The sequence below is a fragment of the Streptomyces sp. NPDC058796 genome, assembly GCF_042745235.1.
In the GTDB taxonomy this organism is placed as follows: Bacteria; Actinomycetota; Actinomycetes; order Streptomycetales; family Streptomycetaceae; genus Streptomyces.
The window spans coordinates 291,471-317,381 of record NZ_JBHYOP010000004.1; the positions used below are offsets into that span (position 1 = coordinate 291,471).

Genomic DNA, 25,911 nt, shown 5'->3' on the forward strand with positions numbered 1-25,911 from the left:
GGCTCCTCACATCCGGAAGACGCCGAAGCCACCGCGCGCGCCCTCGTAGGGCGCGGTGTGGACGGCGGACAGGCACAGGCCGAGGACGGTGCGGGTGTCGCGCGGGTCGATGACGCCGTCGTCGTAGAGCCGCCCGGACAGGAACATGGGCAGCGACTCGGACTCGATCTGCTGCTCCACCATGGCGCGCAGCGCCGCGTCGCCCTCGTCGTCGTAGGGCTGCCCCTTCGCGGCGGCGGACTGACGGGCGACGATGGAGAGGACCCCCGCGAGCTGCTGCGGCCCCATGACGGCGGACTTGGCGCTGGGCCAGGCGAAGAGGAAGCGGGGGTCGTAGGCGCGGCCGCACATGCCGTAGTGGCCGGCGCCGTAGGAGGCGCCCAGGAGGACGGAGAGGTGGGGGACGCGGGAGTTGGAGACCGCGTTGATCATCATGGCGCCGTGCTTGATGATGCCGCCCTGCTCGTACTCCTTGCCGACCATGTAGCCGGTGGTGTTGTGGAGGAAGAGGAGCGGGATGTCACGCTGGTTGGCGAGCTGGATGAACTGGGCGGCCTTCTGCGACTCCTCGCTGAAGAGCACCCCCTGGGCGTTGGCGAGGATGCCGACCGGGTAGCCGTGCAGGCTCGCCCAGCCGGTCGTCAGGCTCGTCCCGTACAGGGGCTTGAACTCGTCGAAGTCGGAGGCGTCGACGACGCGGGCGATGACCTCGCGCGGGTCGAAGGGGGCCTTGAGGTCGGCGGGGACGACGCCGAGCAGGTCCTCCGGGTCGTACTTCGGGGGCTCGGCGAGCGGTGGATCGGGGTACGCCTTGCGGTGGCCCAGCCGGGCGACGACGCGACGGGCCTGCCGCAGCGCGTCCGGTTCGTCCACGGCGAAGTAGTCGGCGAGGCCCGAGGTGCGGGCGTGCATCCCGGCGCCGCCCAGCGACTCGTCGTCGCTCTCCTCGCCGGTGGCCATCTTGACCAGCGGCGGCCCGCCGAGGAACACCTTCGCCCGCTCCTTGACCATGATCACGTGGTCGGACATGCCGGGGATGTAGGCGCCTCCGGCCGTGGAGTTGCCGAAGACGACGGCGACGGTGGGGATGCCGGCCGCCGACAGCCGGGTCAGGTCCCGGAAGATCGCGCCGCCCGGGATGAAGATCTCCTTCTGCGAGGGCAGGTCGGCGCCGCCGGACTCGACGAGGCTGATGCAGGGCAGCCGGTTGGCGAGGGCGATGTCGTTGGCGCGCAGGGCCTTCTTCAGCGACCAGGGGTTGCTGGCGCCGCCGCGCACGGTCGGGTCGTTGGCGGTGATCAGGCACTCGACGCCCTCGACGACGCCGATGCCGGTGACGAGGGAGGCGCCGACGGCGTACTCGCTCCCCCAGGCCGCGAGCGGGGACAGTTCGAGGAAGGGGGTGTCGGGGTCGAGGAGCAGTTCGACGCGCTCGCGGGCCAGCAGCTTGCCCCGCTCGCGGTGCCGGGCGACGTACTTGTCGCCGCCGCCCGCGAGGGCCTTGGCGTGTTCGGCGTCCAGGTCGGCGAGTTTGGCGAGCATGGCCTCGCGGTTCGCGCGGTGGTCGGGGGCGGTGGGGTCGAGGGCGGAGGCGAGGACGGTCACGGCTGTACCTCCGGGCTGACGGTCACAGGAGAGTCTCCGGTATGTCCAGGTGCCGGGCGCGCAGCCATTCGCCGAGCGCCTTGGCCTGCGGGTCGAATCGGGCCTGGGCTGCGACGCCCTCGCCGAGGATGCCCTCGACGACGAAGTTGAGGGCGCGCAGGTTGGGGAGCTGGTGCCGGGTGACGGGCAGGTCGCGGGCCTCGGGGATCAGTTCGCGGAACCGGTCGGCGGTCAGCTCGTGCGCGAGCCACCGCCAGGCGTCGTCGGTCCGCGCCCACACGCCGACGTTGGCGTCGCCTCCCTTGTCGCCGCTGCGGGCGCCGGCGACGAGGCCGAGGGGGGCGCGGCGGACGGGGCCGGGCGGGAGGGGCTCGGGCAGAGGTGGTCCGGGTACGGGGCGGAGTACGGCGGTGTCCCGGGCGGCCGGCACCGGGACCCGGCGCCCCTCCGGGAGGACGGCGACGTGGTCGACGGTGTCCTGCGGGACGTGGGCGGCCTCGAACACGCCGTAGGGCGCGCCCTTCCCGGGCGGCGCGAGCACATGGAACCCGGGGTAGCTCGCGAGGGCCAGTTCGATCGCCGCGCCGCTCAACGCCCGCCCCACGACCCGCTGGTCGGCGTCCCGGACGACGAGCCGCAGCAGCGCGCCGGCCGTCTCCTCGGTCGGCGCGTCGGCCCGGTCGGTGCGGACCAGGTCCCAGCGGACGTCGGCGACCCCGGCGAGGGCGGGTTCCATCTGGGCCCGCACCAGCGCGGCCTTGGCCTCGACGTCGAGGCCGGTGAGGACGAAGGCGACCTCGTTGCGGAAGCCGCCGAGGCGGTTCAGGCCGACCTTGAGGGTGGGGGGCGGTGGCTCGCCCCGCACGCCCTCGACGCGGACGCGGTCGGGGCCGTCCTGGGTGAGCCGCACGGTGTCGAGCCGAGCGGTCACGTCGGGCCCGGCGTACCGGGCGCCGCCCGTCTCGTACAGCAGCTGGGCGGTGACGGTGCCGGCGTCGACGAAGCCGCCGGTGCCGTCGTGCTTGGTGATGACACAGGTGCCGTCGGCGTGCAGTTCGGCGAGCGGGAAGCCGGGGTGCCGTACGTCGCCGTCCCGGAAGAAGGCGTAGTTGCCGCCGGTGGCCTGCGCCCCGCACTCCAGCAGGTGCCCGGCGACGACCGCGCCCGCCAGCCGGTCGTACTCCGTGGGCCCCCAGCCGAAGTGCGCGGCGGCGGGCCCGGTGACCAGCGCGGCGTCGGTGACGCGGCCCGTGACGACCACGTCGGCGCCGGCCCGCAGGCACTCCGCGATGCCGAAGCCGCCCAGGTAGGCGTGGGCGGCCAGCGCTCCCGGGTGGGCGGCGGTCAGGTCGTCGCCCTCGACGTGCGCGACGCGGACGGGGATGCCGAGCCGGCCGGCCAGGGCGCGTACGGCGTCGGCGAGACCGGCCGGGTTGAGGCCCCCGGCGTTGGCGACGATGCGCACGCCCCGCTCCCGGGCGAGGCCGAGGCACTCCTCCAGTTGCCGCAGGAAGGTGCGGGCGTACCCGGCGCCGGGGTCCTTCATCCTGTCCCGGCCGAGGATCAGCATGGTCAGCTCGGCGAGGTAGTCACCGGTGAGGACGTCCAGGGGCCCGCCGGCGAGCATCTCGCGCATGGCGCCGAAGCGGTCGCCGTAGAAGCCGGAGGCGTTGCCGACACGGAGCACGTTCACCGGGACTCCCTCTTCGGCGGGCGTCCGGCTCCCGGCGGGCGTCCGGCTCCGGGCGGTCCGGCGAAGGCCTGGGCGATGTCCAGCCAGCGGTCGGCGTCCGGGCCCTCGGCGGTGAGCGCGAGGTCGGCGCGGTGGGCACGCTGGGTGGCGAGGAGGCAGAAGTCGAGGGCGGGGCCGGTGACACGCTGCGGGGCGTCCTCGGGGCCGTACGCCCACACGTCCCCGCCCGGCCCGGTGAGTTCGACGCGGAACCGCTCCGCGGGCGGGGTGAGTCCGTGGGCGGCGTAGGCGAAGTCCCGGGCGCGGACGCCGATGCGGGCGACGTGCCGCAGGCGGTCGGTGGGCGGCCGGGTGACGCCGAGGGTGTCGGCGATGTCGAGGCCGTGTGCCCAGGTCTCCATCAGGCGGGCGGTGGCCATGGAGGCGGCGGCCATGGGCGGGCCGTACCAGGGGAAGCGGGCGCCGGGGGCCGACGCGCGCAGCGCCTTGTCGAGGGCGGTGCGTCCGTCCCGCCAGGCGGCCAGCAGCGCGGCCGGCTCCTGCCGGGCACCCTCCTCGGCACCGTCGTCGACGTACCGGCCGGGCGCGGCGAGGGCCTGCTCGACCAGGGTGCCGAAGCCGTCCTCGTCGGTGACGGCGACCAGGGCGGCGCGGTCGGTCCAGAGCAGATGCGCGATCTGGTGGGCGATCGTCCAGCCGGGCGCCGGCGTGACGAGCCGCCACTGATCCGGGCTCAACGCGGCTACCAGCGCGTCGAGTTCCTCGCTCTCCTCGCGCAGGTCGTCGATCACGGGCGTCGGGTCGGACACGGGGCGCTCCCCTCGGGCACGGCGGTGTGCGGCGCGGTGAGGGGAGCATGGCAGGGGCCGGAGTAACAATCAAGCATGCTTGCATGATTTTGCTCCACGGTGAGGGGCGCCAGGCTCCCTCGTGGTGGTGCCGCGACCTCAGTCCGCGCGCCAGACCGTCATGTCCGCAGTCAGGAAGGCGAGGTCCGGCATCGCGGTCGACTTCGTCTGGACGACGAGCAGGGCGATGTCCCCGTTGCGGTGCCTGACGCAGATCTCGCTACCGGCCGCCACTGCGGCCAACGGAACACTGCGGTTCTCGTGGTTGGCGGTCATGAGCCGGCAGTCGTCGTAAGTGGTGCCCGGTTCGCGGTACATCAGCATGAGCACGCTGGTGTCGCTCTCCAGCTCGCAGCCGACCTCCGCGCAGCCGAAGCGGAAGTCTCCGTCGGAGGGCTTGCGGCGCTTCCCGTCCCTGATCGTGACCGAGCGCTCGGCGTCCAGCCACACACCCGTGTGGGCCCGGGCCTTTGGCGTTGCGGATCCGGCGACTGAGCCGTCGGCCGGAACTCCCGACGCGTCGGACGCGCCGCCTCCGGGCCCTGCCGCCGACTCCGACTCGTCCTCCGAACCGGAACCCTCCTGCGCCGCCGCGCCGGACGCCGCGCCCCCGGATTTCGCACCCCCCGGCGTCGAAGACCCGCCCGCCCCCGTACCCGGCGTCCCGGACGCGGACGCCGCCGTGTCCCGGGTGCGGTCCCGTACGCCGTCCCACGCCGCGTCGAGGACCGTCCACGCCGCGGTGACCGCGAGCGCGCCCGCGGCCAGGGCCGCGCCCGTGATCAGCGCGACGCGTCTCCGGCGGCGCTTGCGCTCCTCCGGGCCGTCCTGCCGCTGCGGCGCGGTGGTGCCGTACGGACCGGCGGGCCACTGGGCGGCGCCCGGCCACTGCGCGACGGCCGGCTGCGGAGCCGTCCACGGCCGCGTGTGCGCCGCGGTGGTGCCCGGGGCCGGGACCGGGACCGCGGCGGTCGCCGGCCCCGTGGCCGCGACCGGCGGCGGAACGGTCACCGCAGGCCCGGCGATCTCCCGCCACACGGCCGAACCGGCTTCCTCCTCGCCGTCCCGGCCCAGCTCCCGGCGGCACCACTCGACGACCTCGACCGGGGTGGCCCGGTCCTCGGGGTCGGCGGCCAGGCACCGGCCGAGCAGGTCGCGCAGGCGTTCGGGCAGCCCGGACAGGTCGGGCTGCGAGTGGACGATCCGGTACAGCACGGTGGCGGCCGGCCCGTCGCCGTACAGCGGCCTGCCCAGCGCCGCGAACGCGGCCGTCTGCCCGAGCGAGAAGATGTCGGTCGCCGCCGTGACGTCGCCCCCGGAGGCCTGCTCGGGCGCCATGTACTGGGGCGTGCCGATGGCGGAGCCCGTGGCGGTGTGCGCGGTGCTGTCGGCGGCGACGGAGATGCCGAAGTCGATGACGCGGGGCCCGTCGGAGGCGAGCAGGACGTTCGACGGCTTGAGGTCCCGGTGCACGATGCCCGCGCCGTGGATGGCCTGCAGCGCCTCGGCGACCCCCGCCATCAGCCACAGCACCGCCGGCACCGGCAGCGGCCCGCTCCGGGCGACGGCGCCCGACAGGGAGGGCCCGGGCACGTACAGCGTGGCCAGCCAGGGCGGGGTGCCGTCGGCGTCGGCGTCGATCAGTTCGGCGGTGTAGGCGCCCTTCACCTTCCGGGCCGACTTGATCTCGCGGCCGAAGCGCCGCCGGAAGGTGTGGTCGTCGGCCAGTTCCGACCGTACGACCTTGATGGCCACGGGCCGGCCGCCCCGGGTGTGCGACAGGTAGACCCGCCCCATGCCGCCCGCCCCGAGCCGGGCGGCGAGCCGGTAGCCGCCCACCGCGCGCGGATCGTCGTCCTGCAAAGGCTGGAAGACCTCGGCCGCGTGGTTCATCGGTTCCCTCCCCATGATCCCGATGAGATGACCAGGTCCGCAGCCTATGCGGTACGGGGGACGGTCCCCCGGGCCGGGGCCCGGCGGAAGACCGCCCCTACGGCAGGTCCGGGACCGCCTTCACCCGCCGCCCGCGCCCCACCTGGGTCCGCACCGCGCCCATGCTCGCCGCGATCACCAGGGCGATGGCGGCGGACTGGGTGGCGGACAGGGCCTGGTCGAGGATGAGGAAACCGGCCGCCGCGGCGATGGCGGGCTCCAGGCTCATGAGGATGGCGAAGGTCGGCGCCGGCAGGCGGCGCAGGGCGAGCAGTTCGAGGGTGTAGGGCAGCACGGAGGAGAGCAGGGCCACCCCGGCGCCGAGCGCCAGCGTCGTCGGGTCGAAGAGCTTCGTGCCCGACTCGGCGATGCCCAGCGGCAGGAACAGCACCGCGCCGACCGCCATCGCCAGGGCCAGCCCGTCGGCCTGCGGGAAGCGCCGGCCGGTACGGGCGCTGAAGACGATGTACGCCGCCCACATGACGCCCGCCCCGAGCGCGAAGGCGGCACCGGCCGGGTCGAGGCTGTCGAAGCCGCCGCCGCTGAGCAGGAAGACGCCGGCCAGCGCGAGGCCGGCCCAGACCAGGTTGACGGCGCGGCGGGAGGCGAAGACGGACAGGGCGAGCGGGCCGAGCACCTCCAGGGTGACGGCGGGGCCGAGGGGGATGCGGTCGACGGCCTGGTAGAAGAGGCCGTTCATGCCGGCCATGGCGATGCCGAAGACGACGACCGTGCCCCAGTCGGCCCGCGAGTGCCCGCGCAGCCGGGGCCGGCAGACGATCAGCAGCACGGCGGCGGCCACGGCCAGCCGCAGCGTCACCACGCCGAGCGCACCGGCCCGGGGCATCAGGCTCACCGCCAGCGCGGCCCCGAACTGCACGGAGAGCCCGCCGGCGAGAACGAGTCCGACCGGCCCGAGGGAACCCCACCGGCCGCCGCCCTGCGCGGCGTCGGGGGAGGCCGCGGGGGCGGCCACGGGTGCCGCGACGGCCGGGGACGAGGTGCCGGGGTCGGTGCTGGGGGTGCTCACGGGGGCTCCGGGACGGTGTGCGGGTGGACGTCGTTCATCACGCTGTACGGCACGGTCCAGAGTAATGGACTCTGTCAGGCACGTAACTCTTTTACGCAACTGTCAGGTCCGGGGCGTACGCCTGTCAACGCATGTCCGTCAGGCGAGCGGGGCCGCCCGCCCCCGGCCGCGGGACGACCGGGTACCGTCCGCAGCGTGAGACGACTCCTGACCCGCCTCTGGCGCCTGCTGCGACCCGTGCAGAGCCGCGTGATGTGGCTGGTGAACGCCAAGTTCGTGGTCGGCGTGACCGGTGTCGTGCGGGACGACGAGGGGCGGGTGCTGATGCTGAAGCACCGGATGTGGGCCCCGGGCCGTCAGTGGGGCCTGCCGAGCGGCTTCGCGCACAAGGGTGAGGACTTCCGCCACACCGTGGTCCGGGAGGTCAAGGAGGAGACCGGCCTGGACGTGGAGACGGGCCGCCTCGTCATGCTGAACAGCGGCCTGCGCACCCGTCTGGAGGTGGCGTACGAGGCACGCCTGCTGGGCGGGGAACTGCGCCTCGACCCGCTCGAGATCCTGGAGGCCCGCTGGTGCCACCCGGACGACCTGCCCGAGGACGTACAGCCGGTGTGCCGCCCGTTGGTGCGGGGCGAGACGGCTCCCTGAACCGTCTTCGCGGGACGTGTCGAAAGCGCCGGCCCCCGATCGACGCAAGGGTGAAGACAGCGCACACCACCACCCGAGGAGCACCCCCATGACCGCCACCGTGACCGCGGACCTGGCCATCACGCTCGACGGCTGCCTCGCCGGCCCGAACGTCACCCTCGACAACCCGGGCGGCGACGGCGGCGAGCCGATCTTCGACTGGATCCACACCCTGGCGAGCTGGCGCGAGCGCCAGGGCATGACCGGTGGCGTGGAGAACCGCGACTCCGAACTGGTCCGCGAGTGGTTCGACGCCACCGGAGCCGTGGTCATGGGCCGGACGATGTACGACACGGGCGAGGCGTTCTGGGGCGACAACCCGCCCTTCCGCACCCCGGTCTTCGTCCTCACCAACCGCCCCCGCCCCGCCCTGGTCAAGGAGGGCGGCACCACCTTCACCTTCGTCACCGACGGCATCCACAGCGCCCTGGAGCAGGCCAAGGCCGCCGCCGGGGACCGCAACGTCGACATCGCGGGCGGCGCGGACACGGTGCGCCAGTACCTCGGGGCGGGCCTCATCGACGAGCTCCAGCTCCACGTGGTGCCGACACTCCTCGGCGCCGGCCTGCGGCTCTTCGAGGGACCGGGCGCGGTCCGCAGCGGCCTCGAACCGGTCCGGGTGGTCCACACCTCCCTGGCGACACACCTGAAGTACCGCTTCGGGAAGTGACCGGGGCGGACGGGCGTACGGTCGGACCCGTCCGTCCGTCGTACCGAGAAGGACTGCTGATGCGCGACGTGGCCTACTCGATGAACGTCTCGCTCGACGGCTACGTCGTCGGGCCGGACGGCGACTTCGCCTGGGGGGCGCCCGATCCGGACGTCTTCCGGTTCTGGATCGACGAGATCCGGCAGGTCGGCGTCCATCTCATGGGACGGCGGCTGTACGAGACGATGCTGTACTGGGAGGACGCCGAGCAGGAGGGCGCGCTCGCCGACGCCGAGCTGGAATGGGCCGCGCTCTGGAACCCGCTCCCCAAGGTGGTGTTCTCCACCACGCTGCCGACGGTGCGGGGCCGGGCCCGCCTGGCGTCCGGCGGGGTGGCGGAGGAGATCGAGCGGCTGCGGGGCGAACCCGGGGAGGGCGAGATCGCGATCGGCGGCGCGACCCTCGCCGCCCAGGCGGCCGAGGCCGGCCTGATCGACGAGTACCGGACGATGGTCTACCCGGTGCTGGTCGGCGGCGGCATCCCGTACTTCCCCAGGAGCGAACGCCGAGTGGATCTGGAACTCGTCGAGACCCGCCGCTTCGGCTCGGGAGTCGTCCACCTCCGTCATCGGGTGGTACGGGACTAGGGCGGGCGGGCGGCGGTGAGGACGGACTCGAACAGGCTCGGCTCACGGAACGACCCGGGCCGCCCCTCTCCCGTCGCCCCGCGGTACCACCCCGCCCTCCGGCGTCGCCCCCTGGTCGTAGGCCGAAGCAGCGCTCAGGATGATGTGCCGAGCGCAGTCGGGGACCTAGTTTCATCGCATGCCGACAAGATCACGCAGAACCGCAGTGGCCGCCCTGCTGACGTGCGCGGTGGCCGTCCCCCTCTTGGGCGCCGGGCCCGCGACGGCCTCTCAGCAGGCGCACGCGCAGGCGCCGTACTCGGTGCCGGGGACGCGCACCACCGTCACACCCGAGCTGCCGCGCCCCGCCGGACCGCACCCGGTGGGGCGCCGCACCCTGCACCTCGTCGACCGGCACCGCACCGACCCCTGGGTGCCGACGGCGCGGGGGCGGGAGTTGCTGGTGTCCGTGTCGTACCCGGCCCGCCGGGCGGGAGCCGGGTCACCGGCGCCGTATGTGACGACCGACGAGGCACGGCTCCTGCTGGAGGCCAGAAACCTGACCGGTGTCGTGCCGGCCGAGACGCTGGCCGGCACCCGGACGCACGCGCGGGTCGGCGCCGCCCCGGCGCCGGGACGCTTCCCGCTGGTGCTGCTGTCCCCCGGATTCGGGATGCCGCGCACCACGCTCACCTCGCTCGCCGACGACCTGGCCAGTCGCGGTTACGTCGTCGCCGCCGTGGACCACGCCCACGAATCGCTCGCCACGGAGTTCCCCGGGGGCCGGATTCCGCCCTGCGTGGCCTGCGAAGAGGTCGACGGGCGCTCGGAGCTGGCCGCCGTGGTGCGCGGGAGGGCGGCCGACCTGTCGTTCGTGCTCGACGAGCTGACGGACCGCCGCAGGGCCGGGGCGCTGGCCCGCACGATCGACGCCCGGCGGATCGGGGCAGCCGGGCATTCGATCGGCGGGGCGACCGCCGCGGCGACCATGGCCGCCGACCGCCGGGTGCGGGCCGGCGCCGATCTCGACGGCAACTTCTTCGTCGACGACGCCGGGGCAGGGCTCGGCGGGCGGCCCTTCATGATGCTCGGCGCGGAGAACGTCCACAGCCCCGGCGGCGACATCACCGACTGGGACGGCGCCTGGGACCGTCTGCACGGCTGGAAGCGCTGGCTGACCGTCGAAGGGGCCGGGCACTTCTCCTTCACCGACTTCCCCTGGCTCGCCGACCGGCTCGGACTGCCGCCGGACCCGGAGGCGCCGCTGTCGGGTGAGCGGAGTTGGCACATCACCCGCGACTACGTCGCCGCCTTCTTCGACCTGCACCTGCGCGGCATCCCCCAGCCCCTGCTCGACGGCCCCACGGCATCCCGCCCCGAGGTCGAGTTCCACCGGCCGTGACCCGCCTCACGCTTCCTCCAGCCCCTCGGCCAGCACCTCCGCCAGATGCCGCCCCCGCACCCCGCCCAGCTGCTCCAGCTGCGTCCGGCACGAGAAGCCGTCCGCCAGGACCACCGCCCCGTCGGGCGCCTGGCGCACCGCGGGCAGCAGCTGGTCCTCCGCACACGCCACCGACACCTCGTAGTGGCCGTCCTCGAAACCGAAGTTCCCCGCGAGACCGCAGCAGCCGCCGCTCAGCTCACCGGTCAGGCCCGCCGCCTCGCGCAGGCGGCGGTCGGCCGCGTCGCCCAGCACCGCGTGCTGGTGGCAGTGGGTCTGGCCGACCGCCGGGAGGTTCACGACCGGCGGGGTCCAGTCGGGAGCGTGGCGATCCAGGGCCTGCGCGAAGGTCAGGACGCGGGAGGCGAGGCGGGCGGCTCGCGGATCGTCGTGCAGCAGCTCGGGCAGGTCCGTGCGCAGGGCGGCGGCGCAGCTCGGTTCCAGCACGACGACCGGCGCCGAGGTCTCCAGTACCGGCGCCATCAGGTCCAGTGTGCGGCGCATCACCGTGCGTGCGCGGTCCAGTTGGCCCGTCGACACGTACGTCAGACCGCAGCAGACCCGGCCCCGGCGGACGGTCAGGAGCGAGGCCGCCGACCTCGACGTACCGTCGCCGACCACGGCACGCCCCCGCAAGGTGGGCGGCAGCACCACCCGCAGCCCCGCCGCCTCCAGCACGCGTACGGCCGCCCGGCCGACGGAGGGGGAGAGGTGCTCGGTGAAGGTGTCGGGCCACAGGACCACCAAGTCGCCCCCGCCGGCGGGTCCTCCGCGTCCGCGCCACCACCGGCTGAACGTCTGCGCCGCCAGCCGAGGCACGTCCCGTTCCTCCGCGATCCCGCCCAGCCGTTTCGCCACCGCCGTCAACGGCCCCACGGACGCGAGCGCGTTGACGACCGGAGCCACCCGCGCCCGCGCCGCCCAGCGCAGCCACACCGGCAGCCGGCCCATCGTGTAGTGGGCGGCCGGACGGCGGCGGCCGGCGTAGTGGTGGTGCAGGAACTCCGCCTTGTACGTGGCCATGTCGACCTCGACCGGGCAGTCCGAGCGGCAGCCCTTGCAGGACAGGCACAGGTCGAGGGCGTCCCGGACCTCCGTCGAACGCCAGCCGTCCGTCACCACCTCACCGGCGAGCATCTCGTGCAGCAGGCGGGCGCGGCCCCGCGTGGAGTGCTGTTCGTCCCCCGTGGCCCGGAAGGAGGGACACATCACCCCTGAGCCGGTCACCGACGTCGTACGGCACTTCGCGACGCCGACGCAGCGGCGCACCGCCGCCGAGAAGTCGCCGCCGTCGGACGGGTAGCCGAACTCCACGTCCACCGGCTCGCGCGGCAGGACGGAGAAGCGGAGGTTCGTGTCGAGCGGGGCCGGACGGACCAGCATCCCGGGGTTGAGGAGGTCGTCCGGGTCCCAGACGCCCTTCGCGCGTTCGAAGAGCGCCACCGTCTCCTCGCCGTACATCCTCGGCAGCAGCTCCGCCCGGGCCTGCCCGTCCCCGTGCTCCCCGGAGAGCGAGCCGCCGTGCGCCACGACCACGTCCGCCAGCTCCTGGGAGAAGCGGCGGAAACGGGCGACCCCGGCGTCCGTCAGCAGGTCGAAGTCGATGCGTACGTGGATGCAGCCGTCGCCGAAGTGTCCGTACGGCGTGCCGCGCAGGCCGTGGGCGGTCAGCAGCGCCCTGAAGTCCCGCAGGTAACCGCCCAGCCGCGCCGGGGGCACCGCGCAGTCCTCCCAGCCGGGCCACGCCTCCGAACCGTCCGGCATCCGCGTCGCCGTGCCACTCGCGTCCTCCCGGACACGCCACAGCGCCCGCTGACCGGCCGGGTCGGTCACCACCAGCGCGTCCACGGCGTCGTCCGCCGCCCGCACGACCGCCTCGGCGGCCGCCCGTGCCTCCGCCTCCGAGTCGCCGCCCGTCTCCACGAACAGCCACGCTCCGCCCCTCGGCAGCCCCTCCGTGGACGGGACCAGGTCCACCGCCATGCCCTCCACGGTCAGCGGTCCGAGGGGCAGCAGCCCGGCGGCCGCCTCCGCCGCCCCGGCCTCGTCGGCGTATCCGAGGACCGCCAGCGCACGTGCCCCCGGCGCCTCGACCAGCCCGACCACCGCCTCCGTCAGCACGCCCAGCGTGCCCTCCGAGCCGCAGAAGGAGCGGGCCACGTCCGCGCCGTTCTCCGGCAGCAGCGCGTCCAGCGCGTAGCCGGAGATGCGGCGGGGGAGGTCCGGGAAGCCGGTGCGCAGGCGCGCCAGGTCGCCGTCGACCAGCGCGCGCAGGCCCTCAGGCGCCCCGGCCCAGCCGGGTCCGAGCCGCGACGGCCGCCCCCGCGCCGTGAGCACCGACAGCTCGCGCACACTGTCCGCCGTCGTGCCCCACGCCACCGAGTGGGAGCCGCACGAGTTGTTGCCGATCATGCCGCCGAGCGTGCAGCGGCTGTGGGTGGACGGGTCGGGGCCGAAGCGCAGGCCGTGCGGGGCGGCGGCCTCCTGGAGGCGGTCGAGGACGAGGCCGGGCTGGACGACGGCCGTGCGGGCCCCGGGGTCCAGGGCGAGCAGCCGGTTCATGTGCCGGGTGAAGTCGAGGACCACGCCCGTACCCGTCGCCTGCCCCGCGATCGACGTGCCGCCGCCTCGCGCGACGACCGGCGTCCCGTGCGCCCGGCACACCTCCAGTACGGCCGCCACGTCGTCGGCGTCCCTGGGCGCCACCACGCCGAGCGGCACCCGGCGGTAGTTGGACGCGTCCATCGTGGTCAGCGCCCGGGACGTGACGTCGAATCCGACCTCGCCGCCGACGGCCCTGCGCAGTGCTGCCTCCAGATCGGTCATGCGTCCAGCATGAGCGCTTGTGGTTTGGCACAGGTCCGCAAGACGGAGATCTCGTCTCATCGGACGGACATGTCTCCGTCCGGTTTGGCCGACGGGATACGCTCCGGCACGTGGCTGAGATCCAGATTCCTGCTGACATCAAGCCCGCGGACGGTCGATTCGGCGCGGGTCCCTCCAAGGTGCGGGTGGAGGCGCTGGACGCCCTGGCCGCCACCGGTACGTCCCTGCTCGGCACCTCCCACCGCCAGGCCCCCGTCAAGAACCTGGTCGGCAAGGTCCGTGAGGGCATCTCCGAGCTGTTCCGGCTCCCCGACGGCTACGAGGTGGTCCTCGGCAACGGCGGCTCCACCGCGTTCTGGGACATCGCGACCCACGGCCTGATCGAGAACAAGTCGCAGCACCTCACCTTCGGCGAGTTCTCGTCCAAGTTCGCCAAGGCCGCCAAGCTGGCGCCCTGGCTGGCCGAGCCGACCGTCGTCTCCTCCGACCCGGGTACGCACCCCGAGGCGCGGGCCGAGGCCGGCGTGGACGTGTACGCGTTCACCCACAACGAGACCTCGACCGGTGTCGCCATGCCGATCAAGCGGGTCGCCGGTGCGGACGAGGGCTCTCTCGTGCTGGTCGACGCGACGTCCGGCGCCGGCGGTCTGCCGGTGGACATCGCCGAGACCGACGTCTACTACTTCGCCCCGCAGAAGTCCTTCGCCTCCGACGGCGGCCTGTGGATCGGCGTCTTCTCCCCGGCCGCGATCGAGCGCGCCGAGCGCGTCCACGCGTCCGGCCGTCACGTCCCGGAGTTCTTCTCCCTCCCCACCGCGATCGACAACTCCCGCAAGAACCAGACGTACAACACCCCGGCGCTCGCCACCCTGTTCCTCCTCAACGAGCAGCTGGAGTGGATGAACGGCCAGGGCGGTCTGGACTTCACCACCGGCCGGACCAAGGACTCCTCGTCCCGGCTGTACGCCTGGGCGGAGGAGGCCAAGTACGCCACCCCGTTCGTCTCGGACCCGGCCAAGCGGTCCCAGGTCATCGGCACCATCGACTTCTCCGACGACATCGACGCCGCCGCCGTCGCCAAGGTGCTGCGCGCCAACGGCGTCGTGGACACCGAGCCGTACCGCAAGCTCGGCCGCAACCAGCTGCGCGTCGCGATGTTCCCGGCGATCGACCCGGCGGACGTCGAGGCGCTGACGAAGTGCGTCGACCACGTGATCGAGAAGCTCTGACGACAACCGTCGTACGACGTGAGGGGCGCCCGGCGGTCCGCCGGGCGCCCCTGGGTACGTCCGGGCTCCTGCTCCCCCGCGCCTACCGGCTCAGCCGCTGGAACCTCCGCACCGCCAGCGGCAGGAAGACCGCCGTCAGGATCACCGGCCACACCCCCGCCATCAGCAGCGCGTGCTGCTCGACCCAGGAGCCGCCGCCGCCGACGGGCGTGCCGAACAGCTCGCGGGCGGCCGCGGCCGTGGAGGAGATCGGGTTCCAGGCGGCAACCCAGCCCAGCCAGTCCGGCATGAGCTGCGGGGCGACGAAGATGCTGGAGATCATCGTCAGCGGGAACGCGACCGCGAACAGGCCGCCCGCCGCCTCCGGGTTGGGGACCAGGAGGCCCAGCCACACGCCGATCCAGATCAGGGCGAACCGCAGCCACAGCAGCAGTCCGAACGCGGCCAGGAACCCCCAGCCGCCGTCCGGCCGCCAGCCCATGGCCAGCGCCGTCAGCATCATGATGGCCAGCTCGGCGCAGGCGACGACCAGATCCGTGACCCCCCGCCCGGCCACCACCGCCGACGACGACATCGGCATGGAGCGGAACCGGTCGATGACGCCCTTCGTGGAGTCGTAGACGACGACCGTCGCGGTGTTGATGAAGCCGAAGGCCATGGTCATCACGAACATGCCGGGCATCAGGAAGTCCTTGTAGTCCCCGCCGCCGGGCACGGTCATCGCGCTGCCGAAGACATAGCCGTAGAGGAGGACGGACAGGATCGGGAAACCCAGCTGCCAGGCGATGTTGACGGGCTGGCGCTGGTAGTGGGTCAGGCCGCGGCGGACGATGTTGCCGCAGTCGGCGAGGAGCCAGTACAGCCGGCCGCGCTCGGGCGGGGCCGTCGTCGGGTCGAGGGCGCTCACGCCGCCACCGCCTCCTTCTCCGGGGTGTCCGTGCGGTGTCCGGTTAGGCGCAGGAACACGTCGTCGAGGCTGGGCCTGCGCAGCCCGATGTCCTCGACGGCGACGCCCTCGTCCTGGAGGGTGCGGGCGACCTCCGTCAGCGCGGCCACCCGGTCGACGACCGGGGCGTGCACGCGCAGCGTCTCCTCGTCGGTCTCGGGTTCGCCCTCGCAGACCCGGGCGACCGTCTTCACCGCCCGCGGGATCTCGGACCGCTCGGCCACCACGACCTCGATCCGGTCGCCGCCGACCAGGTTCTTCAGCCCGTCCGGGGTGTCGTCGGCGATGGCCCGGCCCCGGTCGATGACGGTGACGCGGGAGGCCAGCTTGTCGGCCTCCTCCAGGTACTGCGTGGTCAGCAGCACCGTCGTGCCGCTCGCCACCAGGGCCCGAACGGAGTCCCAGACCTCGCCCCGGCTACGCGGATCGAGTCCCGTCGTCGGCTCGTCCAGGAACAGCACGGACGGGGCGAGGATCATCGAGGCGGCGAGGTCGAGGCGGCGCCGCATGCCGCCGCTGTACTTGCCGACGCCCCGGTCGGCGGCGTCGGTCAGGTCGAACTGCTCCAGCAGCTCGACGGCACGGGCGCGGGCGCGCCTGCCGCCCAGGTGGAACAGCCGCCCGAACATCTCCAGGTTCTGCCGGCCGGTGAGCACCTCGTCCACGGCCGCGTACTGGCCGGTGAGGCCGATCCGCGCCCGCACCTCACGGGCCTGCCGGGCGACGTCGAGGCCGGCGACCTCGGCCCGCCCCCCGTCCAGCCGGATCAGCGTGGACAGGATGCGCACGGCCGTGGTCTTGCCCGCGCCGTTCGGCCCCAGCAGCCCGTGCACGGTGCCCTCGCGGACGGCCAGGTCGAAGCCGTCGAGGGCGGGTTTGCCGCCGTACCGCTTCTCCAGCCCCTCGGCCCGTACCGCGTGTCCTTCGCTCATGGGTGGTCCCCCTTTCACTCCCTAACTGAGTACACCGTACCCGATTGCGCGTACACCGTACCCAGTTTTTGGGCGCGGACCTAGACTGACCTCATGGCAAGCGGTACGGAGACCAGTGGCAGCGGTGACGTCAACCGCACCCTGGAACTGTTGTGGGACACCGGCCGGCGGCCCAGCCGTGGGCCCAAGCCGGGGCTGACCCTGGAGCGGATCGTGGAGGCGGCCGTCGAGGTCGCCGACCGGGACGGGCTCGGCGCGGTCTCGATGCGCCGCATCGCCACGGAGCTGGGCACCGGCACGATGTCCCTGTACCGCTACGTCCCCGGGAAGGCCGAACTCCTCGACCTCATGCTGGACCGAGTGCAGCGCCCCTCCGAGGACCCCGGCGACCCCGGCGACGGCGACTGGCGTTCGGCGCTGGAGGCGCTCGGCCACGCGACCCTCGCCCTCTACCGCCGCCACACCTGGCTGCTGGAGGTCAACCAGTCCCGCCCGATCCTCGGCCCGAGCGCGCTGGACGGCATGGAGAAGGTGCTGGCCCGGATCAGGCCGATGGGACTGACCGACCCCGAGCTGGTCTCGGCGATCATCCTGATCGACGGGTACGTCGTCGGGGCGGCCCGCACGCAGGTGTACCAGGAGGAGGCGGAGCGCACCTCGGGGCTCACCGACGCGCAGTTCTGGCAGGCCCAGGAACCGGTGCTGGCGCAGGCCATGACCAGCGGGCGCTACCCCGTACTGGCCTCCCTCTCCGAGGACGCCTTCGGCACCGGCTTCGACCACTTCGGTTTCGGGCTGCAGCGCATCCTGGACGGGCTCGAGGTGCTGGTGGCCGCGCGACGCGCGGCGGACGGGCCGCCGGCCGACGGGTCAGCGGCGGCGGAACACCCGTCGTAGGCCGAACAGGACGGCGCACGCCACCAGCAGCCCGACCGCCCCGACCTTGAGCGTGTCCCCGCCCGGACCGTCGGCCCCGTCGGTACCCCCGCCCGAGGCGTCGGAGCCGCCTCCGCCCGACCCGCCGCTCCCGCCGGGCGCGTCCTCGGCCTTGACCGGACTGTTCGCCCCCTCCATGCCTAGCAGCAGCTTCCTCCCGTCGGGGGTGTAGGTGACGGACTCGCCCTGCCCCAACGGCACGCTGATCCGCCCCTTGCGCTGGAGCTTCCCGCCGTTCCAGTCGAACCAGACGCCCCCGAGGTAGCCGCGCACGGCGAGCGTCTTCCCGTCCGGGGAGAAGGCGGCGTCGGTGGCCCACAGCTCGACGGGGACGGTGGGCCGGAAGACGTTGGTGCCGGAGGCGGAAAGCCTCTCGGGTCCCTCGTACAGGTGCCCGCCGTCCTCGTTCTTGTCGATGATGTAGACCCGCCCGGTCTTCGGGTGGACGGCCATCGACTCGGCGTCGCGGGCGCCGTCCGCGTACTTCACGACGTACTGGGTCGCCTCGACCGTCTGGTCCTTCAGCTCCGCCGGCTCGGGCAGCTCGTAGATCCACACGTACGGCCAGGTGCCGCCGAGGTTGTCGCCGATGTCACCGACGAAGATCTTGTTGCCGGGGCCGATGGAGATCGCCTCGACGTCCCGGGGCGTGCCCACGCCGGAGAGGGCGACGCGGGCGACGGTCTCCCCCGTGCCGCCGTCCACGGCGTAGAGGTAGGGGCCGTTGTCCTGGTCGTTGTGCGTCCAGTAGACGCCGGGGTGGAGGCGGGAGGCGGCGAGGCCGCTGGACTCGGTGATGCGCGGGTCCTTGATCGTGAAGCCGTCGCTCCCGTCGTCCCCGTCGGCGGCGGAGGCGGGCACGGCGAACGCGCCCACGAGGAGGGCCGAGGCGAGAAGGGCGAGAGATCGGCGCATGCGCCAAGCCTGCCATCCCGTGCGGCCGTTCACCCCGGCCGTCACGCTGCGTGGCCGGACTCACATCGCGCCGGTCAGGCCGATCGTCCATGATGAGCGGATGCTCAGGTTCATGTTCGTCGGTGACTCCATGACGATCGGGAGCGCCGGCGAACACACGTGGCGCTACCGGCTGTGGCAGCACCTGCGCGACTCCCACGGCCGCCCCTTCACGTTCGTGGGTCCGCGCGAGACGCTGCACGACCCGTCGACGGACGAGCCGACCTCGTACGCCTACGCCGACCCGGACTTCCCCCGCGCCCACCTGGCGGGCTGGGGCGAGGGCTGGCACCACATGACGCCGGTCATCGCCGAGGCGGTACGCGCCTGCCGCGCGGACGTGCTCCTCGTCTCGCTCGGCCTCATCGACCTCGGCTTCTACACCAACGCCGAGCAGACCGCCGGCAACGTCCGCGCCTTCGTGGCGAACGCGCGGTCGGCGAACCCGCGTGTCCGCATGGCCGTGATGCCGGTGCTGCACAACATCCGGGTGGACGCCGACGAGACCTTCGCCGGGCAGGTCGCCCACTTCAACGACCTCCTGGCGAAGACGATCACCGACCTCGACGAACCGGGCTCCTCCCTGCTGCTGGTCCCGCCGCCCGAGTCGTACGACTTCCACGTGGACACCTACGACGGCACGCATCCCAACGACAGCGGCGAACACCGCGTCGCGGGCGCGTTCGCCGAGGCGATGGACGAGGGGTGGGGGCTGGGCGGGCCCTACTCGGCCGCTTCCTCGTAGGCCTCCCGGAGCGCCCGGACCATGTGGTCGGCGCAGGGGCGCACGCCGTCGTCCCAGCGCTCGGCCCGCTCCCGCCCGAGGTACACGGCGCGGGCGTGGGCCAACGGCCCCCGGTGCCCGGCGGGCAGCCGCCCGAGCGCCCAGCCGGCCGCCGCGTCCTTCGACCGGATCTCACCGGTGGCCAGCGTGCTCCAGATCCGGGCGAGGGTGAGCAGGACGTTGCGGGTGTCCGACTCCAGCTCGGCCATCAGCTCCGGCACCCCGGCGACGATCGCCCGCCGCAGGTCCGGGTGCGGCACTGGGCCGAGGAGGGTGGCGGGCGGCGGGCCGTGCAGCGGGGCGTCGGCGCGGAGCACCATGGTCAGGAGCGGGGCGAGGTCGGGGTCGTCCTCGGGCTCGGGGACGTGGCCGCGCTCGAAGGCGTCGCGCAGCCACTCGCCGTAGAGGTAGTCGCGGCGGGGCGGGTAGCGCCACGGCTGGACGTCGTCCCGGACGACGACGATCAGCTCGACCGGGCGGCGCCCTCCGACGCCGGACTCCTTCAGCAACTCCCGCGTGAGCGCGGCGCGTCGCGCGTACGTCGTGGGGTTCCGTACGACGACGAGCAGATCGAGGTCGCTGTGCGGGCGCAGGCCGCCGAGGGTGGCGGAGCCGTGCGCGTAGACGCCGAGCACGTCGTCGTCGCCGAGGTGGTGCCGGACGAGGGTGACGAGGTGATCGGTGCGGTCCCGGTCCCGCTCTGGCATATGCGCGTCCTCCCGTGTCCAGGTCGCCGTGCGTATCGTTGTACCGCGCGGCTGCAACCGTCGTTGGGGCAGCCGGGAGGAGCGCCACGATGACCGTCGTATACGACAGGATCGCCATGGCCGACATCAGTACGGAGCGCTCGGACGCGTGGTTCGAGCGGCTTGAACGGATGCCTGTCCCCGAAGGATTCAGGGCCGAGATCGTCGGGGGCACCGTCTGCACGACACCGCAGCGCGGCACCCGTTGGGACATCATCTTCGAGATCGCGTGTGACAAGCAGGACGACACGGGCCACTGGCGATACCAGGACGTCGAGTTCGTCGCCGAGGTCGTCTCCCAGGGCACCGCCGCCAACGACTACGGCCCCAAGAAGCTCGCCTACGCCACCGCCGAGGTCCCCCTCTGCCTCATCGCCGACCCGTACCAGGGCCGCTGCCACATCTTCACGCACCCCAAGGACGGCGACTGCACCACCGAGACCCGCGTCGCCTTCGGACAGGACCTGGACCTCACCGACACCGTCCTCGGCCTCACCCTTCGGACCGACACCTTCCCCCGCGACTGACCGGCCGAACCCGCTTGCCTGGAGCGCACTCCAAGCCGTTGGCTTGGGAACCATGAAGTACACGCAGCTGGGACGCACAGGACTCAAGGTCAGCCGGCTCGTCCTCGGGACGATGAACTTCGGTCCGCAGACCGACGAGGCCGACAGCCACGCCATCATGGACACGGCGCTGGACGCCGGCATCAACTTCTTCGACACCGCCAACGTGTACGGCTGGGGCGAGAACAAGGGCCGCACCGAGGAGATCATCGGCAACTGGTTCGCCAAGGGCGGCGACCGGCGCGACAGGACCGTGATCGCCACCAAGGTGTATGGCAACATGGGCGCCGACGGCGAGGCGTGGCCCAACCACGACAAGCTGTCCGCCGTGAACATCCGGCGGGCGGTCGACGCCAGCCTGAAGCGGCTCCGGACCGACCACATCGACCTGTACCAGTTCCACCACATCGACCGCGCCACCGGTTTCGACGAGATCTGGCAGGCCATCGACACGCTGGTGCAGCAGGGCAAGGTGCTGTACGCCGGGTCGTCGAACTTCCCGGGTTACAAGATCGCCCAGGCCAACGAGACCGCCGCCCGGCGCGGCGGCACCATCGGGCTGGTCAGCGAGCAGTGCCTGTACAACCTGGCCGAGCGCCGCGCCGAGATGGAGGTCATCCCGGCCGCGCAGGACTACGGCCTCGGCGTCATCCCGTGGTCGCCGCTGCACGGCGGACTGCTCGGCGGCGTGATCAAGAAGGAGGTCCAGGGCGGGCGCCGCGCCTCCGGCCGGGCGGCCGACACCCTGGCCGACCCGGCGAAGCGGGCGCAGGTCCAGGCGTACGAGGACCTGCTCGACAAGCACGGCGTCGAGCCCGGCGAGGCCGCGCTGGCCTGGCTGCTGACCCGGCCCGGCGTGACCGGCCCGATCGTCGGCCCGCGCACGGCCGAGCAGCTCACGTCGGCGCTGCGGGCCGTGGAGCTGGAGCTGTCCGACGAGCTGCTGACCGGGCTGGACGAGATCTTCCCGGGGCCGGGGCCCTCGCCGGAGGCGTTCGCCTGGTAGCAGAGCGGGCGGCACGGTGACGTGTGGTGAGCGGGGCGGCGGCCGCCCACCGGCCCGGTCAGCCGAGGGCCGCCGCCACCGCCACCACCACGAGCATCAGCACGAGCACACCGGCCATGATCCGGTTACGGGTCTTCGGGTCCACGACCCCGAGCCTAACCGGACGCGCCGAGCGGGCTGCGGGCGACCGTCTCGTAACGGGGCTGCTCGCCCGGCACCCCGGACCTCGGCAGGTCGCTGCGCACCAGGGCGAGGTCGGTGACCGTCCAGGTACGGCTGGTGAAGCCGTCCAGGGCAGCGGCGTACGGCCGCACGTCGTACGCCTCCCTGCTGCGAGCCACCGTCAGGTGCGGCTTGTAGCGCCGGTGCTCCCCCGTCCCGACGCCCGCCTTGCGCCCCGCCGACTCCGCGCGGTCGGCGAGCAGCCGCAGCGTCGCGAGGTCACCGTCCGCCCCCGCCCACAGGGCCCGCCCGTGCCCGAACTGACCGCCGCCGCGCAGCGCCAGCCGGAAGGGCGCGGTGCGGCGGGCCGCCCGCTCCAGGCGGGCGGACAGGTCCGGCACGAGGCCGTCGTCGACCTCGCCGTAGAAGGCGAGGGTGAGGTGCCACCCGGGGCGGCCGGTCCAGCGCAGCCCCTCCGCGCCGGGCAGCCTCTTCAGCACCGCGACCTCGGCGGCGAGGGCGGCGGTGACGTCCTCGGGGGGCAGTACGGCGGCGAACAGTCTCATGGCGGCACCCTGTCAGACCCGTACCGCCCGGCCCCTACGCCGCCCGCGCCAGCTCCTCCCGCCGCTCCCGCGGCACGAAGCGGACCTGCGGGTGTCCCCGGTGCCAGCCCACCGACAGGCGCAGGTTGCCGACGCGGGCCAGGACCAGGCCGATGACGAGCGCGGCCGTCGCCGCCACCGCGCCGCCCGCGGCGAAGCCCGCCCGGGCGCCGTAGGTGTCGGTGACCCAGCCGACGATCGGGGCGCCGACCGGGGAGCCGCCGAGGAAGACCATCATGTAGAGGGCCATGACGCGGCCCCGCATGGCCGGGTCGGTGGACATCTGGATGCTGGTGTTGGCGGTGACGTTGACCGTCATGCTGAAGACACCGATCGGGACCATCAGCAGCGCGAACAGCCACAGCTCGGGTGCCGTCGCCGCCACCATCTCCAGGGTGCCGAAGGCGAGCGCCGCCGCGATCAGGACGCGCAGGCGGGCCGTGCCGCGCCGGGCGGCGAGCAGGGCGCCGGCCAGGGAGCCGACGGCCATGAGGGTGTTGAAGAGGCTGTAGGCGCCGGCTCCGGCGTGGAAGACGTCGTCGGCGAAGGCGGACAGGAAGACCGGGAAGTTGAAGCCGAAGGTGCCGATGAAGCCGACCAGCACGATCGTCCAGATCAGCTCGGGGCGTCCGGCGACGTAGTGCAGGCCCTCCCGCAGCTGGCCCTTGCCGCGCGGCGTGCGCTCGACGGCACGCAGCTCGCGGGCGCGCATCAGCAGCAGGCAGCTGAGCGGCGCGACGAAGGACAGGCCGTTGGCGAGGAACGCCCAGCCGGTGCCCACCCCGGTGATCATCAGACCGGCGACGGCGGGGCCGACCAGGCGGGCGGACTGGAAGTTCGCCGAGTTGAGGCTGACCGCGTTCTGGAGCTGGTCGCGGCCGACCAGCTCGGCGACGAAGGACTGGCGGGCCGGGTTGTCGACCACGGTGGCCAGGCCCATCGCGAAGGCGGCGAGGTAGACGTGCCAGACCTGCACGTGGCCGGTCAGGGTGAGCACGGCGAGGAAGAGCGCGGTCACCGCCATCGAGGACTGCGTGACCAGCAGCGTGGGGCGCTTGGGCAGGCGGTCGACGAGGACACCGCCGTAGAGGCCGAAGAGCAGCATCGGCAGGAACTGCAGCGCGGTGGTGATGCCGACGGCGGCCGAGGAGCCGGTGAGGCTCAGCACCAGCCAGTCCTGGGCGATGCGCTGCATCCAGGTGCCGATGTTGGAGACGACCTGGCCCGTGAAGAACAGGCGGTAGTTCCTGACCTTCAAGGAGGCGAACATCGACGTCTTGCGAGGAGTGTCGGGGGTGGTCGGGTCGTCGTGGCCGTCGGGTGCGGGGGCGGAAGCTGCTCCGGGTCCCGTACTCAAAAGGGTTCGCCTCCTCGTCGGTGCTGCTTACACGTGCGCCAGCTTCTCGAGCACGGGGGCGGCGGCACGCAGGGCCGCCCACTCCTCCTCGTCGAGTCCCTCGACCAGCGTGGCCAGGAACGCGTTCCGCTTGCGGCGGCTCTCCTCGAGCATCACCACGGCCTGCTCGGTCTGCGTCACGACCTTCTGGCGCCGGTCCTCGGGATGCGGCTCCAGCCGGACCAGCCCCTTCGCCTCCAGCAGCGCCACGATGCGGGTCATCGACGGCGGCTGGACGTGTTCCTTGCGGGCGAGCTCGCCCGGGGTCGCGCTGCCGCAGTTGGACAGGGTGCCCAGCACCGACATCTCGGTCGGACTGAGCGACTCGTCGACCCTCTGGTGCTTGAGGCGACGGGACAACCGCATCACGGCGGAGCGCAGGGAGTTCACGGCGGCGGCGTCGTCGCCATGCTTGAGGTCCGGCATGTTCCTTAGCGTAACTCATTAGTCTGGCGAAATACCACCGCACAACCGCCCGCGTGCCCGTGACGCCCGCCACTGAAACCCGCAGTTCACCCGTACGAGTGAGTCGTTTCCGGAAATCGGAGCATCACCCGGTGGACGGGGGCGACCCTCGTGCCCATGGGGACCAGCGTGCTCAGCCTGCGGATAGACGGGGAGCTGCTCGACCGGCTCCGGCACCATGCGGCGAAAAGAGGAATGAGCGTCCAGGACTATGTCGTCCGGACGCTCATCCGCGATGACTTCGACGAGCGGTTCCAGTCCGCCGTGGAGGAGACGGAACGGTTCTACGGGGTCACGTGAGTGCGCCCCGCGCTGATCACGTCAGGCCCAGGGCCGGCATCAGGTAGTAGAAGGCGAAGACCGCCGACACCGCGTACATCGTGACCGGGACCTCGCGCCCCCGCCCGACGGCCAGGCGCAGCACGGAGAAGGCGATGAAGCCCATGCCGATGCCGTTGGTGATCGAGTAGGTGAACGGCATCATCAGCATCGTCAGGAAGGCCGGGATGGCGATCGTGAAGTCGCTCCAGTCGATCTCCCTGATCGAGCCGGCCAGGATGAGGAAGCCGACCGCGACCAGCGCCGGGGTGGCCGCCTGGGACGGCACCATCGTGGCGACCGGCGTGAGGAACAGGGCCAGGGCGAACAGCCCGCCGCTGACGATGTTCGCGAAACCGGTGCGCGCACCCTCGCCGACGCCGGCCGTGGACTCCACGAAGCAGGTCGTCGCCGACGCGGAACTGGCACCGCCGGTGGCGACCGCGATGCCGTCGACGAACAGGACCTTGTTGATGCCCGGCATCTGGCCCTCGCCGTCGGTCAGCTTCGCCTCGTCGCTGACCGCCATGATCGTGCCCATCGCGTCGAAGAAGCACGAGAGCAGGACGGTGAACACGAACAGCACCCCGGTCAGGATGCCGACCTTCTCGAACCCGCCGAACAGGCTGACCTCGCCGACCAGGCCGAAGTCCGGGTTGGCGACCGGGTTGCCGGGCCACTCGGGGGTGGTCAGACCCCAGGAGGGGACGTCGGCGATCAGATTGATGACCATCGCGACGACGGTCATCACGACGATCGAGATCAGGATCGCGCCGGGGGTCCTGCGGACGATCAGCGCCAGGGTGAGCAGCACACCGAGGACGAAGACCAGCACGGGCCAGCCGAGCAGGTGCCCGCCCGTGCCCAGCTGGAGCGGGACGGTGGTCTGGGCGGCGTCCGGCATCCGGGTGACGAACCCGGAGTCGACGAGGCCGATCAGCAGGATGAACAGGCCGATGCCGATGGCGATGGCCTTGCGCAGGCCGTACGGCACGGCGTTCATGACCCGCTCGCGCAGGCCGGTGGCGACCAGCAGCATCACGACGAAGCCGGCCAGCACCACCATGCCCATGGCGTCCGGCCAGGACATCCGCGGGGCGAGCTGGAGGGCGACGACGGAGTTCACGCCGAGACCGGCGGCGAGCGCGATCGGGACGTTGCCGATGACGCCCATCAGGAGCGTGGTGAAGGCCGCCGTGAGGGCGGTCGCGGTGACCAGCTGACCGTTGTCCAGCTGGTTGCCGTACATGTCCTTCGCGCTGCCCAGGATGATCGGGTTCAGCACGATGATGTAGGCCATCGCGAAGAAGGTGGCGAAGCCGCCGCGGATCTCACGGGACAGGGTGCTGCCGCGCTCGGAGATCTTGAAGTAGCGGTCGAGGCCGTTCTGCGGGGGCCGCCGGTCTTCCGGCGACTCGGGGGACGGGGGGACCTTGGCGGAGGCCGAGGTGGGCATGGGTGGACCTCATCACCAACAGGTTCCCCCACGGCCTTGTTGGTGTTTCCTACGAATGAAAGCGGTCAGAGAC

24 protein-coding genes are annotated in these 25,911 nt (G+C 72.9%); 10 read left to right on the forward strand and 14 right to left on the reverse strand.

Features of this window, described 5'->3' with window-relative positions; genetic code table 11:
- Positions 1-6: 6 nt before the first annotated feature.
- The 5 genes from ACFW47_RS13175 to ACFW47_RS13195 all read right to left on the reverse strand — a co-directional run bounded on the left by ACFW47_RS13175 (position 7) and on the right by ACFW47_RS13195 (position 7,108).
- Entirely contained in the window at positions 7-1,605 is a 1,599-nt protein-coding gene (locus tag ACFW47_RS13175; protein ID WP_386280790.1) for an acyl-CoA carboxylase subunit beta, read from the reverse strand.
- Positions 1,606-1,627: 22 nt separating this feature from the next.
- Positions 1,628-3,298, reverse strand: coding sequence for an acyclic terpene utilization AtuA family protein (locus tag ACFW47_RS13180; protein WP_386305832.1), 1,671 nt, complete (start codon positions 3,296-3,298; stop codon positions 1,628-1,630).
- Positions 3,295-4,107 carry a TIGR03084 family metal-binding protein gene (locus tag ACFW47_RS13185; RefSeq protein ID WP_386305833.1) on the reverse strand — a complete coding sequence of 271 codons (813 nt, stop codon included), beginning with the start codon at positions 4,105-4,107 and terminating at the stop codon, positions 3,295-3,297. Before ACFW47_RS13185 ends, ACFW47_RS13180 begins: the two co-directional genes overlap by 4 nt.
- Positions 4,108-4,245: 138 nt before the next feature.
- Positions 4,246-6,039, reverse strand: a complete 1,794-nt coding sequence (locus ACFW47_RS13190) for a protein kinase (RefSeq protein ID WP_386305835.1) — start codon at positions 6,037-6,039, stop codon at positions 4,246-4,248.
- A 97-nt stretch (positions 6,040-6,136) separates the two neighbouring features.
- Positions 6,137-7,108, reverse strand: coding sequence for a DMT family transporter (locus tag ACFW47_RS13195; protein ID WP_386305837.1), 972 nt, complete (start codon positions 7,106-7,108; stop codon positions 6,137-6,139).
- Between the two features lie 195 nt (positions 7,109-7,303).
- Here ACFW47_RS13195 and ACFW47_RS13200 point away from each other — a divergent pair, with 195 nt between their 5' ends.
- From ACFW47_RS13200 to ACFW47_RS13215, 4 genes are all read left to right on the forward strand, one after another.
- Positions 7,304-7,756, forward strand: a complete 453-nt coding sequence (locus tag ACFW47_RS13200; protein ID WP_386280778.1) for an NUDIX hydrolase — start codon at positions 7,304-7,306, stop codon at positions 7,754-7,756.
- A gap of 88 nt (positions 7,757-7,844) precedes the next feature.
- Positions 7,845-8,465 (forward strand): dihydrofolate reductase family protein, encoded by a 621-nt coding sequence (locus ACFW47_RS13205; protein ID WP_386280776.1) that lies wholly within the window; start codon positions 7,845-7,847, stop codon positions 8,463-8,465.
- A 59-nt stretch (positions 8,466-8,524) separates the two neighbouring features.
- Complete coding sequence (locus ACFW47_RS13210; RefSeq protein WP_386280774.1) at positions 8,525-9,091, forward strand: dihydrofolate reductase family protein; 567 nt, start codon at positions 8,525-8,527, stop codon at positions 9,089-9,091.
- Positions 9,092-9,269: 178 nt separating this feature from the next.
- Positions 9,270-10,472: an alpha/beta hydrolase family protein gene (locus ACFW47_RS13215; protein WP_386305839.1), complete on the forward strand. Its 1,203-nt coding sequence runs from the start codon at positions 9,270-9,272 to the stop codon at positions 10,470-10,472.
- A 6-nt stretch (positions 10,473-10,478) separates the two neighbouring features.
- Here the strand turns inward: ACFW47_RS13215 and ACFW47_RS13220 are convergent, their stop codons facing one another.
- A complete protein-coding gene (locus ACFW47_RS13220) occupies positions 10,479-13,337 on the reverse strand; it encodes an FAD-binding and (Fe-S)-binding domain-containing protein (protein WP_386305841.1) in 2,859 nt (952 codons plus the stop codon).
- A 110-nt stretch (positions 13,338-13,447) separates the two neighbouring features.
- On the opposite strand from ACFW47_RS13220, the gene serC reads away from it, so the two are divergent.
- A complete protein-coding gene (gene serC, locus ACFW47_RS13225) occupies positions 13,448-14,566 on the forward strand; it encodes a phosphoserine transaminase (protein WP_386280768.1) in 1,119 nt (372 codons plus the stop codon).
- An 82-nt stretch (positions 14,567-14,648) separates the two neighbouring features.
- Here the strand turns inward: serC and ACFW47_RS13230 are convergent, their stop codons facing one another.
- Both ACFW47_RS13230 and ACFW47_RS13235 read right to left on the reverse strand, forming a co-directional pair.
- The gene (locus ACFW47_RS13230; protein WP_386280765.1) at positions 14,649-15,473 is read right to left on the reverse strand and encodes an ABC transporter permease; all 825 of its coding nucleotides are present in this window, start codon (positions 15,471-15,473) and stop codon (positions 14,649-14,651) included.
- A complete protein-coding gene (locus ACFW47_RS13235) occupies positions 15,470-16,444 on the reverse strand; it encodes an ATP-binding cassette domain-containing protein (RefSeq protein ID WP_386305842.1) in 975 nt (324 codons plus the stop codon). The genes ACFW47_RS13230 and ACFW47_RS13235 overlap by 4 nt, the downstream gene beginning before the upstream one ends.
- Positions 16,445-16,537: 93 nt before the next feature.
- Between ACFW47_RS13235 and ACFW47_RS13240 the strand changes: the two genes are divergently transcribed.
- The gene (locus ACFW47_RS13240; protein ID WP_386280760.1) at positions 16,538-17,341 is read left to right on the forward strand and encodes a TetR/AcrR family transcriptional regulator; all 804 of its coding nucleotides are present in this window, start codon (positions 16,538-16,540) and stop codon (positions 17,339-17,341) included.
- On the opposite strand, the gene ACFW47_RS13245 is transcribed toward ACFW47_RS13240, so the two are convergent.
- The gene (locus tag ACFW47_RS13245; protein WP_386280758.1) at positions 17,315-18,295 is read right to left on the reverse strand and encodes a WD40 repeat domain-containing protein; all 981 of its coding nucleotides are present in this window, start codon (positions 18,293-18,295) and stop codon (positions 17,315-17,317) included. The genes ACFW47_RS13240 and ACFW47_RS13245 overlap by 27 nt on opposite strands.
- 100 nt (positions 18,296-18,395) lie before the next feature.
- Between ACFW47_RS13245 and ACFW47_RS13250 the strand changes: the two genes are divergently transcribed.
- On the forward strand, positions 18,396-19,079 hold the full coding sequence (locus ACFW47_RS13250; RefSeq protein WP_386305844.1) for a GDSL-type esterase/lipase family protein: 684 nt from the start codon (positions 18,396-18,398) through the stop codon (positions 19,077-19,079).
- On the opposite strand, the gene ACFW47_RS13255 is transcribed toward ACFW47_RS13250, so the two are convergent.
- Positions 19,058-19,825, reverse strand: a complete 768-nt coding sequence (locus ACFW47_RS13255) for an aminoglycoside adenylyltransferase family protein (RefSeq protein ID WP_386305846.1) — start codon at positions 19,823-19,825, stop codon at positions 19,058-19,060. The two genes, ACFW47_RS13250 and ACFW47_RS13255, sit on opposite strands and share 22 nt — an antisense overlap.
- A gap of 89 nt (positions 19,826-19,914) precedes the next feature.
- Between ACFW47_RS13255 and ACFW47_RS13260 the strand changes: the two genes are divergently transcribed.
- On the forward strand, positions 19,915-20,391 hold the full coding sequence (locus ACFW47_RS13260; RefSeq protein ID WP_386305848.1) for a Uma2 family endonuclease: 477 nt from the start codon (positions 19,915-19,917) through the stop codon (positions 20,389-20,391).
- 52 nt (positions 20,392-20,443) lie between these two features.
- Positions 20,444-21,436 (forward strand): aldo/keto reductase, encoded by a 993-nt coding sequence (locus tag ACFW47_RS13265; RefSeq protein WP_386280747.1) that lies wholly within the window; start codon positions 20,444-20,446, stop codon positions 21,434-21,436.
- A gap of 155 nt (positions 21,437-21,591) precedes the next feature.
- On the opposite strand, the gene thpR is transcribed toward ACFW47_RS13265, so the two are convergent.
- From thpR to ACFW47_RS13280, 3 genes are read right to left on the reverse strand one after another with little or no spacing between them, the layout of a single operon-like run.
- Complete coding sequence (gene thpR, locus ACFW47_RS13270) at positions 21,592-22,164, reverse strand: RNA 2',3'-cyclic phosphodiesterase (RefSeq protein ID WP_386280744.1); 573 nt, start codon at positions 22,162-22,164, stop codon at positions 21,592-21,594.
- Between the two features lie 34 nt (positions 22,165-22,198).
- On the reverse strand, positions 22,199-23,560 hold the full coding sequence (locus ACFW47_RS13275) for an MFS transporter (RefSeq protein WP_386305850.1): 1,362 nt from the start codon (positions 23,558-23,560) through the stop codon (positions 22,199-22,201).
- 27 nt (positions 23,561-23,587) lie between these two features.
- The gene (locus ACFW47_RS13280) at positions 23,588-24,025 is read right to left on the reverse strand and encodes a MarR family winged helix-turn-helix transcriptional regulator (protein WP_073729613.1); all 438 of its coding nucleotides are present in this window, start codon (positions 24,023-24,025) and stop codon (positions 23,588-23,590) included.
- 156 nt (positions 24,026-24,181) lie between these two features.
- Here ACFW47_RS13280 and ACFW47_RS13285 point away from each other — a divergent pair, with 156 nt between their 5' ends.
- Positions 24,182-24,364 (forward strand): ribbon-helix-helix protein, CopG family, encoded by a 183-nt coding sequence (locus ACFW47_RS13285; protein ID WP_198941424.1) that lies wholly within the window; start codon positions 24,182-24,184, stop codon positions 24,362-24,364.
- Between the two features lie 16 nt (positions 24,365-24,380).
- On the opposite strand, the gene ACFW47_RS13290 is transcribed toward ACFW47_RS13285, so the two are convergent.
- A complete protein-coding gene (locus ACFW47_RS13290) occupies positions 24,381-25,838 on the reverse strand; it encodes an NCS2 family permease (protein ID WP_386305852.1) in 1,458 nt (485 codons plus the stop codon).
- Between the last annotated feature and the right edge of the window lie 73 nt (positions 25,839-25,911).